The following is an 11,967-nucleotide window of genomic DNA, read 5'->3' as shown; positions in this document are numbered from 1 at the left end:
GTCCCCTTCGAGCTCGTGCCGGATTCGTCACCGCAACCCTAGTGGTGATGCACTTCACAGAAGTGGACATTCGTCCGATCTACCGGGGGTGTCAGGGCCGGGGGATTCCCGCCCGAGCAGTGCCGGTCGCAGCCGTCGGACGGCTGATCGCGGCCACCCCGGTGATCGCGGTCATCGCCCTGCTCGGTGTCGTGGCGGCCACGCCGGCGTCCTGGCTGGTCGAGCGGGTGGGGGAGCAGGACGAGGCGAGCCAGGCGGCGACTCGGGCACAGGTGGCCGCGCCGACGGCCTAGGTGGTCGCGCTCCGCGACGAGCTCCGCCGCGCGAGGGTGATCCCGCCCGCCCGCGCGGGTAGCGGTCCGGTCCGGAGCGTGAGAGGGCCCCCGCCGTCGGTGAGTACGGCGGGGGCCCGACCCCTCGGAGAAGTGGTCTGTGACCGGCTACTTCAGTTCGGCGCTCGACAGGCCCAGCAGCCGTCGCGCGATGATGAGCTGCTGGATCTGCTGCGTGCCCTCGAAGATGTCGAGGATCTTCGAGTCGCGCGCCCACTTCTCGAGCAGTGGACGTTCGGAGTAGCCGTAGGTACCCGCCAGCTCGACTGCCTTGAGGGTGACCGCGGTGCCGGTGCGGCCGGCCTTGGCCTTGGAGATCGACGCCTCCAGCGAGTTGGGTTGCTTGTTGTCGGCCATCCACGCGGCCCGCAGCGCCTGCAGGTAGGCCGCCTCCCAGTCGGCCTCGAGCGCGAGGAATTCGGCGGCCGCAGCGTGCTGGTTGCAGGCCGGGACGTCGTAGGACACCTCGACACCGGCCTCGGCGAGGACGCCGCGCAGTTCCTCGAGCGCCGCGCGGGCGACGCCGATGGCCATGCCGGCGACGATCGGACGGGTGTTGTCGAAGGTCTGCATGACCCCCGCGAACCCCTTCTCGACGTTCACCTCGGGGCTGCCGAGCAGGTTGTCCTTCGGAATCCGGCAGTTGTCGAGCACGAGGACGGCCGTGTCGGAGGCCTTGATGCCGAGCTTGTGCTCGAGGCGGGCCACGCTGAGGCCGGGGGCGTCCCGCGGGACGACGAACGACTTGATCGCCGCGCGCCCCTTCGACCGGTCGACGCTCGCCCACACGACCACGTGGGTGGAGCGTTCGCCGGCGGTGACGAAGATCTTCTCGCCGTTGAGGACCCACTCGTCGCCGTCGAGGACGGCGGTGGTGGTCACGGCGGCGGAGTCGGAGCCGAAGCTGGGCTCGGTGATGGCCATCGACGCCCACACCTTGCCGAAGCGCTCGAGCTGTTCGTCGGTGGCGACGGCGGCGATCGCCGAGTTGCCGAGGCCCTGATAGGGGATCGAGAGAGTCAGACCGACGTCGCCCCAGCAGGTTTCGATCACGTTGAGCAGCGACGCCATGTTGCCGCCGTTGACGTTGCCGGCCTGCTTCTTGGGCTCGTCGCCGCGGCCGAGCGCCGCGCCCGAGGCGCCCTGGCCGGAGTCGTTGAGGCCCTCGACCATCGCCGCCATCGTGTCCAGTTCGACGGGGTACACGTGCTCGGCGAGGTCGTACTTGCGTGAGACGGGACGGAAGATCTGCGCGGCGACCTGGTGGGCCTGGTTCGCCGACGCCTTGAGCCTCTTGGGAAGTTCGAGATTGATCATCGCGGGTTCCTAGGTGTGAGGGGACGCTGCCGGATCGGGCGGCTCAGACGAGGACGACGCCCTCGGCGACGCCCACGGCGCGCAGGTCGCGGTACCAGCGCTCGACGGGGTGTTCCTTGGTGAAGCCGTGGCCGCCGAGCAGTTGGACACCGTCGAGGCCGATCTGCATACCCTTGTCGGTGGCGAGCTTGCGGGCCAGCGCCGCCTCGCGGGCGAAGGACAGGCCCTGATCGGCCCGGGCGGCGCCGCGCAGCGTGACCAGCCGGATCCCGTCGAGCTCGATCTTGATGTTGGCGACCATGAAGGCGACGGCCTGCCGATGGCTGATCGGTTCGCCGAAGGCTTCCCGTTCGTTGACGTAGGGGACGACGTAGTCGAGCACGGCCTGTCCGGTCCCCGCGGCGAGGGCGGACCAGCCGAGCCGGGCGAGGCGGACGGCGTCCGCGTACTGCTCGGCGCGCACGTCGGCGTCGGCGTCGCCGAGGAGGGCGGACTGCGGCACGGCGACGTCGGTCAGGTGCAGCCGGCCGAGCCCGGCGGCGCGCAGACCCATCGACGGGTCGGCCTCGATCACCAGGCCCTTGCTGTCGGATTCGACCAGGAACAGCGACGGCTTTCCGTCGAGTTCGGCGGCGACGACGAACAGTTCGGCGCTGCCGGCGGCCGGCACCAGGGACTTGACGCCGGTGAGCCGGTAGCCGCTGGGGGAGCGCACCGCCTTGGTCTGCAGCGCGAAGGGGTCGAACAGGGCGCGCGGCTCGGTGATCACGACGCAGGCCTGGGGGACGTCGTCGCCGGCGAACGCCGGCAGGTACGTCCGCTGCTGCTCCTCGGTGCCCCACTGGGTGAGGGCGACCGCGACGCCGCTCGGCGCGAGGATCGGCAGCGCCAGCCCCATGTCGCCGTGGGCGAGTGCCTCGGCGACGAGGGTGTTGGTGACGGCGCCCCGCTCGGTGGCGGCTCCCTCGAATGCCTCGGGCACGTTGACGAGGGTGATGCCGAGTTCGGCGGCCCGGGCGAGGAGGTCGGCGGGGGCGGCGGCTGCCTCGTCGGCATCGTGTGCAGCGGGCCGCAGGATCTCGGCGGCGAACTCGCGGACGGTCTCGGCGATCATCTGCTGATCGTCGGTGGGGGTCAGGTCGAACAGGTCGGTGCGGACGGCGGTGTCGAGGCGCTGCGGTGTGCCGGATCCGCCGGTGACCTTCTTGAAGGTGCGGGTGGCGGCGCCGAGCGTCTTGAAGCCGGTCTTGGTGGACTGGTAGGTCACCCGGTCGATGGCCTGCCGGAGGTTGTACCGGTCCGCGAGTTCCGAACCGGTGATCCGGGTGAGCACACGCATCGCCGCGCCCATGGCGTCCCGCCGGAGGGGGTTCAGGCCCACGGCGGACGTATCGCGGGGGGTGTTCCGGGCCACACTGTCTTGCTTGCTCATGATCACCAGAGGTTTCTCGATGTGGGGACGGACGCCCACAATCTTACTGCGGAGTAAGATTGCTGTCTACTATCGAGTAAGTTGGTGGTGCGTGCCCTATCCGGCGTGCTGCAGACGGGTGAGCACACCGTCGTGCAGCGCTCCGTTGGTGGCGACCGCGCTGCCACCGTGCGGGCCGGCCGCACCGTCGAGATTCGTGAACCGGCCCCCGGCCTCCCGGACCAGCACGTCCAGCGCAGCCAGGTCCCACAGGGACACCTCGGGCTCCAGTGCGACGTCCACCGCGCCCTCGGCGAGCAGGCAGTACGAGTAGAAGTCGCCGTAGGCCCGCACCCGCCACACCTCGTCGGTGAGCGCGACGAACTCGTCGCGCCGGCCGCGGTCGCGCCAGCCGGACAGGCTCGAGAAGCTCAGCGACGCGGCGGACAGCTCGGCGACCTGCGAGACCGAGATGCGGCGCGGCTGCCCGCCGTCGTACGCCAGCCACGATCCCGCGCCGGCCGCGGCCCACCAACGGCGGTTCAACGCCGGGGCGCTCACCACCCCCACCACCGGCACGCCGTCGTCGAGCAGGGCGATCAGGCTGGCCCACACCGGCACACCGCGCACGAAGTTCTTGGTCCCGTCGATCGGATCGACCACCCACTGGCGGCCGGTGAACACCGCGTCGCCCCCGAACTCCTCGCCGAGGATCGCGTCCCCCGGGCGCTCGGCGCCGAGCGTGCCGCGCACGGCGCGTTCGACGCCGAGATCGGCATCCGACACCGGGGTCAGGTCCGGCTTGTCGGTGACGGTCAGGTCCAGGGCGCCGAACCGGGTGCGGGTGATGGCGTCCGCCTCGTCGGCGAGGCGCAGGGCGAGATCCAGATCGGCCGAGAAGTCCGTGCTCATGCCCCAGACGCTAGTCGAGGCCCACCCGGCCCCCAGCGGTGGCGAGGTCACGCCGCACACCCGGTAGCCTTGAGAATCGTGCATCCCGATGTTTCCGCAGACCTGGCCGAACTGGCGACCACCCTCGAGACCGTCGAGGCGGTCCTCGACGTGGACGAGCTGCGCCGGCGCATCGACGAACTCGAGCACCAGGCCGCCGACCCGGAGTTGTGGAACGACCAGGAGCATGCGCAGCAGGTCACCAGCCAGCTCTCGCACGCCCAGGGTGAACTGCGGCGCGTCGAGGAGCTGCGCTCACGGCTCGACGACCTGCCGGTGCTCTACGAACTCGCCGAGGGCGAGGAGGGGGAGGACCGCACCGTCGCGCTGGCCGACGCCGACGCCGAGCGTGCCGCCCTGCGCACCGACATCGAGGCGATGGAGGTGCGGACCCTGCTCTCCGGCGAGTACGACCAGCGCGACGCGCTGGTCAACATCCGCGCCGGCGCCGGCGGCGTCGACGCCGCCGACTGGGCCGAGATGCTCATGCGGATGTACATCCGGTGGGCCGACAAGCACGGCTATCCGGTGGAGGTCTATGACACCTCGTATGCGGAGGAGGCGGGCATCAAGTCCGCGACCTTCGCGATCAAGGCGCCCTACACGTACGGCACCCTCTCGGTCGAGATGGGCACCCACCGGCTCGTGCGTATCAGCCCCTTCGACAACCAGGGCCGGCGCCAGACGTCGTTCGCCGAGGTCGAGGTGCTGCCCGTCGTCGAGACGACCGACCACATCGACGTCGACGAGAACGACATCCGCGTCGACGTGTACCGCTCGTCCGGCCCGGGCGGGCAGTCCGTCAACACCACCGACTCCGCGGTGCGACTGACCCACATCCCCACGGGCATCGTCGTCACCTGCCAGAACGAGAAGTCGCAGCTGCAGAACAAGGTCTCGGCCATGCGCGTGCTGCAGGCCAAGCTGCTCGAACGCAAGCGGCAGGAGGAGCGCGCCGAGATGGACGCCCTCAAGGGCGACGGCGGGAGCTCCTGGGGCAACCAGATGCGCTCCTACGTCCTGCACCCCTACCAGATGGTCAAGGACCTGCGCACCGAGCACGAGGTGAACAATCCGTCGGCCGTCCTCGACGGCGACATCGACGGGTTCCTCGAGGAGGGCATCCGGTGGCGCATGCGCGAGAACCAGAAGCAGAACCAGTAGTCCGGAACCAGCGACACGGAGGATCGAACCCTGTTTCCCGGTAGCAGGATTCTCGACTGGCTGTCGAGCAGCGGTCTGCAGATCGCGCTCACGGTGCTCGGCGCCGCGCTCGTCGCGCGATTCGTGAGCTGGGTCGGTGGCCGGATCACGCGGCGCATCGACGAGACCTACCAGCAGTCCGACGCCCTGGTGCGCTCGGAGGTCACCAAGCACCGCCACTCGGTGGCGCAGGTGATCACCTGGGTGGTTATCACGTTCGTCTACATCGTCGCGACCCTGAAGGTCTTCGACTACCTGGCGCTCCCCATCGGCAGCCTCGTGGCGCCGGCCACGGTGCTCGGTGCCGCGCTCGGTTTCGGTGCCCAGCGCATCGTCCAGGACATCCTCGCCGGATTCTTCATCATCACCGAGCGGCAGTACGGGTTCGGTGACACCGTCCAGATCTCGGTCACCGGTGCCTCCGCCGATGCCGTCGGCACGGTCGAGGACGTCACCCTGCGGGTGACGAAACTGCGCAACGCCGCCGGCGAGGTCATCACCGTGCCCAACGGGCAGATCAACAAGGCTGTCAACCTGTCGAAGGACTGGGCCCGTGCCGTCGTCGACGTGCCGATCCCGGTCACCGCGGACATCGCAGAGGTCAACGACATCCTGCACGAGGTCGGTGTCGCGGCGTTCGAGGACGAGAAGCTCAGGGAACTGCTGCTCGACGAGCCGACCGTGATGGGAGTCGAGAGTCTCGAGGTCGATCAGGTCAGCGTCCGTATGGTGGCCCGGACCCTGCCCGGCAAGCAGTTCCAGGTGGGCCGCGAACTCCGGGTGCGCGTCGCGCTGGCGCTGCGCCGCAGGGGGATGAGCGTCAACCCCCAGCTGGACACCTCCACCCCGATCCACGGTATCGAGGCGGTGCAGTGAGCGAGCGACGCCGATTCCACATCCCGGACCACGTCCTCGGCGGCCGGGTGCGCACCACCACGTTGAGCCTGTGCGTGCTCTGGGTCGGCCTGTGGTTGCTGTACGTGTACCTGAATCCGGAGGACGAGCAGAACGCGGCGGCGCCGCCGGGCGCGGTCGTCGTCAGCGACGTGCCGTACGTGCCGTACGTGCCGGAGGCCCCGGTCGAGCCCACTCCGACCACCACCGTCCCCACCACCACCGAACCGGCTCCGACGACGGCCGACCCCACGCCGACGGGCACCGGATCGACTCCCGGCGGACGCGGCTCGGAGGCGGTGCCCGGTGCCCCGGCCCCGACGACCACGACGACCCAGCCCGGCCTGCGGTTGCCCGAGATCCCGATTCCCGGCCTCGGCGATTCGTCCCCCACCGAACCTACCGGCGAGTCGGTTCCTTAGGTCACCGTCCGATAACGGCTAGCATGGCGGCGTGATCCGCCTGGAGAATGTGTCCAAGTCGTACAAGACGTCGACCCGGCCGGCTCTCGACAAGGTGAGCGTCGAGATCGACAAGGGCGAGTTCGTCTTCCTCATCGGCCCGTCCGGTTCCGGGAAGTCGACCTTCCTGCGGCTGCTCCTGCGTGACGACACGCCCACCTCGGGTGACATCCACGTGGCGGACTTCCACGTCAACCGCCTGTCGGCGCGCCGGGTGCCCAGGTTGCGGCAGAACCTGGGCTGCGTGTTCCAGGACTTCCGGTTGCTGCAGCGCAAGACGGTGGCCGAGAACGTCGCGTTCGCGCTCGAGGTGATCGGCAAGCCCCGCTCGGTCATCGCGCGCACCGTGCCCGAGGTGCTCGACCTCGTCGGCCTGTCCGGCAAGGCCGACCGCCTGCCCACCGAGCTGTCCGGTGGCGAACAGCAGCGCGTCGCGATCGCGCGGGCGTTCGTGAACCGCCCGCTCGTGCTCATGGCCGACGAGCCGACCGGCAACCTCGACCCGGACACCAGCCAGGACATCATGATGCTGCTCGAACGCATCAACCGAACGGGAACCACCGTGCTGATGGCCACTCACGACCATCACATCGTCGACTCGATGCGGCGCCGGGTGGTCGAGCTCGACCTCGGGCGGGTCGTGCGCGACGAGGCGCGCGGCGTCTACGGCGTCGGCCGCTGACCGCGTTCTCCCGCTCCACCGCACTCGCCCCCTCCGGCAACCGAAGGACTTCGACACTCCATGCGTGCCAGCTTCATCCTGAGCGAGGTCGCCACCGGCCTGCGCCGCAACCTGACCATGACCGTCGCGATGATCCTGACCACCGCGATCTCCCTCGGCCTGTTCGGCGCGGGCCTGCTCGTCGTGCAGATGGCGGACAAGACGCAGCAGATCTTCCTCGACCGGGTCGAGGTGCAGGTGTTCCTCACCGAGGACATCTCGACCCTCGACCCGGACTGCGAGCAGGACATCTGCCGGACCCTGCGCTCGGACCTCGAGAACACCCCGGCAGTGGTGTCGGTGCAGTACCTCAACCGCGAGGACGCCGTCGCCGACGCGACCGAGCGGGTCTTCAAGGACCAGCCGGAACTCGCCGAACTCGTCAGCCCCGAGAGCTTCCCGGCCTCGTTCAAGATCAAGCTTTCCGACCCCGACCGGTTCGGGGTGATCGAGGACCAGTTCGCCGTCCGCCCCGGGGTCGACAGTGTCCTCAACCAGAAGGACCTCGTCGAGAGGCTGTTCAGCGTGCTGGGCGGCGTCCGCAACGCCGCGTTCGCGATCGCCACGGTCCAGGCGGTCGCTGCGATCCTGCTCATCGCGAACATGGTGCAGATCGCCGCGTTCACCCGCCGCACCGAGGTGGGCATCATGCGGCTGGTGGGCGCGACCCGCTGGTACACCCAGTTGCCGTTCCTGCTCGAGGCCGTCGTGGCGGCCGTGATCGGCGCGGCGCTGGCCATCGCCGGGTTGTTCGCCGCGAAGGGTGCCTTCGTCGACGAGGTGCTCTCGGAGGTCTACGAGGCCAACATCGTCGCCCGCATCTCCAACAGCGACGTACTGCTGGTCTCGCCGATCCTGGTGCTGGTGGGCGTCGGCATGGCGGCGTTGACCGCCTACGTCACCCTGCGCCTGTACGTGCGCGAATAGCTCCGCGCCGGTGCGCGGGAATATCCGGTTGTCTCCGCTACCTATGCTGTACACAGATCTGTCGGACGCATCGAGGACCGGAGGGGCCCGAAAGTGAAGGAAAAGGGCCGCAAGGTCATTGCGACCAACCGCAAGGCGCGGCACAACTACACCATTCTGGACACGTACGAGGCCGGAGTCGCACTCCTGGGCACAGAGGTCAAGAGCCTGCGCGAGGGCAAGGCCTCGCTCGTCGACGCGTTCGCCACCGTCGACGACGGTGAGGTGTGGCTGCGCGGGTTGCACATCCCCGAGTACGGACACGGTACGTGGACCAACCACGCCCCGCGGCGCACCCGCAAGTTGCTGCTGCACCGCCGGGAGATCGACAACCTCGTGGGCAAGACCCGCGAGGGCAACCAGACCCTGGTGCCGCTGTCGATGTACTTCTCCGACGGCAAGGTGAAGGTCGAGCTGGCGCTGGCCCGGGGTAAGCAGGACTACGACAAGCGCCAGGATCTGGCCCGTCGCACCGCCGAGCGTGAGGTGACCCGCGAACTCGGCCGGCGGGTGAAGGGCATGCGCTGACGGCGATCGTGCTCGCCCTGGTGGCCGCGGTCGGCTACGGGGTGAGCGACTTCCTCGGCGGAGTCGCGTCCCGGCAGGTGGCGGCGCTGCGGTTCGTGCTCGTGTCGTACCCGCTGTCGCTGTTGCTGGTGCTCGCCGTCGCGCCGCTCGTCGGCGGTGACGTCACGGCCGGGTCGCTCGGCTGGGGTGCGGCGGCCGGTGTGGCCGGCGGCGTCGCGATCTGGTGGTTCTATCTCGCGCTCGCCGCCGGTCCGATGTCGGTGGTGTCCCCACTCACCGCCGTGCTCGTGGCCGGGATCCCGGTGCTCGTCGGCATCACGGCGGGGGAGCGGCCCGGACCGGTCGCCTACGCCGGAATCGCGATCGCCCTCGTCGCCGTCGTGCTGGTCAGCAGGGAATCGAGGGAGAGCGTCGCCGGGGACGAGCAGCCACGCTTCACCGCGAACGTGGCGTGGCTGACCGTCGGCTCCGGGGTCGCGTTCGCGCTGATGTTCGTCGCGCTGCACCGAGTCCCCGAGGGCACCGGCCTGTGGCCTCTCGGCATGTCGCGGCTCACCGCGACGCTCGTGGTGTGGGCCGTGGCTCTGGGGGTGCGGCAGCTGATCCGGCCGCCGGGGCGGGTGTACCCGCACATCGTCGCGGTCGCGGTCCTGGACGTGATCGCCAACGGTGCGCTGATGTTCGCCTTCCAGGGCGGCATGCTGTCGCTGGTCAGCGTCATCGGCGCGCTGTACCCGGCGGCGACCGTGCTGCTGGCGATGATCGTGCTGGGCGAGCGTATCGGGCGTGGTCAGACGGCCGGCATGCTGCTCGCCCTCACCGCCGTAGGCATGATCACCGCGGCCGCGTGACGGCTGTGATCCACGTCATCCGCGGCGCGGCGGAAATGGGAATGACGAAGGGGGGTCCGCGCGTTAGAGTGGGTAGTCCTGCGAAGGTCGCAGGTACGTACGGGGCTGAACGGTTTCGACTGCGTACGTTGAGCTAGGGGAAGCGTGTCGGTGCAGGCAAGAGACCACCGTAAGCGTCGCTGCAAACCAATAAGCGCCGAGTCTACTCAGCGCGAGTACGCCCTCGCTGCCTAAGCGAGTGCGTCTCTGTCAGACCGGGTGTGCTCCCGCCCCGGATCCTGGCATCGACTAGGGAGCTTCACCGTACGGCTCGGTCGCGGAGCCGGACGGGACAGCAAACAGCGACTGGGATCGTCATCTCGGCTTGTTCGCGGGACCGGGAGATCCAAGTAGAGACATAGCGAACTGCACACGGAGAAGCCCTGGCGAGGCGGCGGAGGACCCGGGTTCGATTCCCGGCAGCTCCACCGAAGGCCAGGTCAGACACCGAATAGCCACCGGCTACGAAGCGTCTGGCCTGGCCTTTTTTATTGCCGATGTACCGGAAACGTTCCGCTTTGAACCGGCAACCACCGCGTCCAAGGCATCCGCCACCACAGCATGCTGCCGGCCGCGTCCGAAATACACATCCTGCGTCATCGACACCTGAGCGTGCCCCAGATGGTCCGCAGCCTGCCGCGCAGACAAACCCTCCTCGTCGAGGATCGTCGCCACCGTCTTGCGGAACGTGTGACTGGTCACCCAGTCGAGCTCCAGGGCTACGCGCACCTGCCGCCACTGCCGCGACACCGTGTCCGGATCGCGCAACGTGTCCACCGCCGACGGGAACACCATCAATCCGCGCTGCGGCCGCGCGCGCAGCATCTCCACCGCGAACCCTGGCAACGGCAACGTGCGCATGCCGGCCGACGTCTTCGTCGTGTCCTCACGCACCAGCCCCACCCCGATCACACGCACCACCTTCCCGCAGATCCGCACCGTCCGCGCATCGAGGTCCACATCCTTCCACCGGATGCCGAGCAGCTCGCCGATGCGGCACCCGGTCGCGGCGAACAAGGTGATCACGTCGGCCAGGTCCGACGCTGCGCAGTACTGCGCCACCGTCGGAATCTGCCCTTCCCGCGACGTGGTCCGCAGTCCCTTGCGCTTCTGCTGCTCGGACAGCACCACCGGGCATGGCACCGTCGAGTGACGCACATCGTGGAGTACCCGGTTCAACGTCTGCGCGTCCATGGCCTTGGCCGTCGCCTTCGCCTTCCGTTTGGTCGCCAGGTCCGACACCTCGCGCACCGGGTTGGCCTGGATCGCGCCGAACCGGACGGCCACTTTGAACATGCCCGACAGGATGGTGCGCACCTTCCTTGCCGTGGGCACGCCGTGCCGGTCGGCCATCTCCCGCACGAACCGGTCGATCCGCTGGGTGGTCGCCTCCCGGATGGTCTGGTTGCCCAGGCCTGCGACGATCCGGGCCGCCAGGCGGTCGTAGTCCTGCAAGGTGGCGGGGGAGCGGCTGCCGGCCTCGAGCTGGCGGCGGTACTCGGCCCACAGCACGTGCACCTTCGTCGTGGCGGTGATGTCGCCGTCCTGCGGTGTGGTGCGATCGGTCAGTGCCTCGAGCAGGATCCGTTCGGCTACGGCGCCGGTCTTGTCCTTCGCGCCGAGGGGGGTGACGCGGTAGATCTTGCGGGTGACGCCGTCTGCGTCGCGGACGCGGCACGAGGCGCGCCAGCGCCCGTCGGGCAGCTGGGTGCGTTTGATGTTCCCGTGCGCCCCGATGGGCAGCGAGGGTCTGACCATGGTTCTCCTTTCGGTTGGTGCGGCGTCAGGGCTGACGCCGCGTGATCTCCCGCTCGACGTAGTCGCGTTCGCGGGGCGTGAGGTGCTGGATGCGGGTCTCGAGCACCTCCAGGTCAACCCAGAGTTCCTCGGCGGTGTCGTCGTTGACGCGTCCACGCGTCCACAGCAACGCGTCGACGAGGTGATCGAGTTCGATCAGCTGACGCGCCGTGAGGCGCTCGACGACGCGCTCCTCCCGCGGCCCGAAGTACGGATGATCGGGCACTGGGCCGCGCTCGTAGTGTGTGAGCTCGTGGGTGAGGGTGCTTCGGCGCTCGGCCTGATTGCAGGTCTTGTCGATCTCGATGCCGCGTCGGGTGACGTGGCCGGCTGATCCTTCGGCGGGGTCGACGAAGTGCACCCGCAAGTGGGGGTGATGGTCCCGGATGTACCGCCATGGATGCCATTTCGATGACTTCACCATGGCGGTATTAGAACACCAGTTCGATGGATAATCTTTCACTAACCCCCAAATTCACCCAAAAGGGACCACGAA

13 protein-coding genes and 1 other RNA gene are annotated in these 11,967 nt (G+C 69.0%); 9 read left to right on the top strand and 5 right to left on the bottom strand.

Annotation, left to right across the window (positions count from 1 at the left end; genetic code table 11):
• Nucleotides 1-47 precede the first annotated feature (47 nt).
• Nucleotides 48-293 carry an ion transport protein gene (locus F1734_RS17750; protein WP_237210792.1) on the top strand — a complete coding sequence of 82 codons (246 nt, stop codon included), beginning with the start codon at nt 48-50 and terminating at the stop codon, nt 291-293.
• A 147-nt stretch (nt 294-440) separates the two neighbouring features.
• On the opposite strand, the gene F1734_RS17745 is transcribed toward F1734_RS17750, so the two are convergent.
• From F1734_RS17745 to hisN, 3 genes are all read right to left on the bottom strand, one after another.
• Entirely contained in the window at nt 441-1,649 is a 1,209-nt protein-coding gene (locus tag F1734_RS17745; protein ID WP_010594677.1) for an acyl-CoA dehydrogenase family protein, read from the bottom strand.
• Nucleotides 1,650-1,692: 43 nt separating this feature from the next.
• Nucleotides 1,693-3,087: an acyl-CoA dehydrogenase family protein gene (locus F1734_RS17740; protein WP_026137793.1), complete on the bottom strand. Its 1,395-nt coding sequence runs from the start codon at nt 3,085-3,087 to the stop codon at nt 1,693-1,695.
• 90 nt (nt 3,088-3,177) lie between these two features.
• Nucleotides 3,178-3,972 carry a histidinol-phosphatase gene (hisN, locus tag F1734_RS17735; RefSeq protein WP_017680856.1) on the bottom strand — a complete coding sequence of 265 codons (795 nt, stop codon included), beginning with the start codon at nt 3,970-3,972 and terminating at the stop codon, nt 3,178-3,180.
• 78 nt (nt 3,973-4,050) lie between these two features.
• On the opposite strand from hisN, the gene prfB reads away from it, so the two are divergent.
• The 8 genes from prfB (at nt 4,051) to ssrA (ending at nt 10,105) form a co-directional block, all read left to right on the top strand.
• A complete protein-coding gene (prfB, locus tag F1734_RS17730) occupies nt 4,051-5,175 on the top strand; it encodes a peptide chain release factor 2 (RefSeq protein ID WP_010594673.1) in 1,125 nt (374 codons plus the stop codon).
• Nucleotides 5,176-5,235: 60 nt separating this feature from the next.
• The gene (locus tag F1734_RS17725; protein ID WP_167522837.1) at nt 5,236-6,090 is read left to right on the top strand and encodes a mechanosensitive ion channel family protein; all 855 of its coding nucleotides are present in this window, start codon (nt 5,236-5,238) and stop codon (nt 6,088-6,090) included.
• Nucleotides 6,087-6,530 (top strand): Rv3103c transmembrane domain-containing protein, encoded by a 444-nt coding sequence (locus F1734_RS17720; protein WP_010594671.1) that lies wholly within the window; start codon nt 6,087-6,089, stop codon nt 6,528-6,530. The genes F1734_RS17725 and F1734_RS17720 overlap by 4 nt, the downstream gene beginning before the upstream one ends.
• 31 nt (nt 6,531-6,561) lie before the next feature.
• Nucleotides 6,562-7,251 (top strand): cell division ATP-binding protein FtsE, encoded by a 690-nt coding sequence (gene ftsE, locus F1734_RS17715; RefSeq protein WP_010594670.1) that lies wholly within the window; start codon nt 6,562-6,564, stop codon nt 7,249-7,251.
• Nucleotides 7,252-7,311: 60 nt separating this feature from the next.
• Nucleotides 7,312-8,217 carry a permease-like cell division protein FtsX gene (gene ftsX / locus F1734_RS17710; RefSeq protein ID WP_010594669.1) on the top strand — a complete coding sequence of 302 codons (906 nt, stop codon included), beginning with the start codon at nt 7,312-7,314 and terminating at the stop codon, nt 8,215-8,217.
• Between the two features lie 93 nt (nt 8,218-8,310).
• Nucleotides 8,311-8,784, top strand: coding sequence for an SsrA-binding protein SmpB (gene smpB / locus F1734_RS17705; RefSeq protein WP_010594668.1), 474 nt, complete (start codon nt 8,311-8,313; stop codon nt 8,782-8,784).
• 8 nt (nt 8,785-8,792) lie between these two features.
• The gene (locus F1734_RS17700; RefSeq protein ID WP_010594667.1) at nt 8,793-9,635 is read left to right on the top strand and encodes a DMT family transporter; all 843 of its coding nucleotides are present in this window, start codon (nt 8,793-8,795) and stop codon (nt 9,633-9,635) included.
• A 101-nt stretch (nt 9,636-9,736) separates the two neighbouring features.
• Nucleotides 9,737-10,105, top strand: a transfer-messenger RNA (tmRNA) gene (gene ssrA, locus F1734_RS17695).
• 31 nt (nt 10,106-10,136) lie between these two features.
• Here the strand turns inward: ssrA and F1734_RS17690 are convergent.
• Together F1734_RS17690 and F1734_RS17685 are read right to left on the bottom strand one after the other, a co-directional pair.
• Complete coding sequence (locus F1734_RS17690; RefSeq protein WP_203010853.1) at nt 10,137-11,432, bottom strand: site-specific integrase; 1,296 nt, start codon at nt 11,430-11,432, stop codon at nt 10,137-10,139.
• 25 nt (nt 11,433-11,457) lie between these two features.
• Nucleotides 11,458-11,895 carry a hypothetical protein gene (locus tag F1734_RS17685; RefSeq protein ID WP_059174416.1) on the bottom strand — a complete coding sequence of 146 codons (438 nt, stop codon included), beginning with the start codon at nt 11,893-11,895 and terminating at the stop codon, nt 11,458-11,460.
• Between the last annotated feature and the right edge of the window lie 72 nt (nt 11,896-11,967).

Origin of the sequence: Rhodococcus ruber (genome assembly GCF_016804345.1) — a bacterium.
Lineage (GTDB): Bacteria > Actinomycetota > Actinomycetes > Mycobacteriales > Mycobacteriaceae > Rhodococcus > Rhodococcus ruber.
The sequence above is the reverse complement of the archived record's forward strand: the minus strand, read 5'-3'. Positions and strand labels throughout refer to the sequence as shown.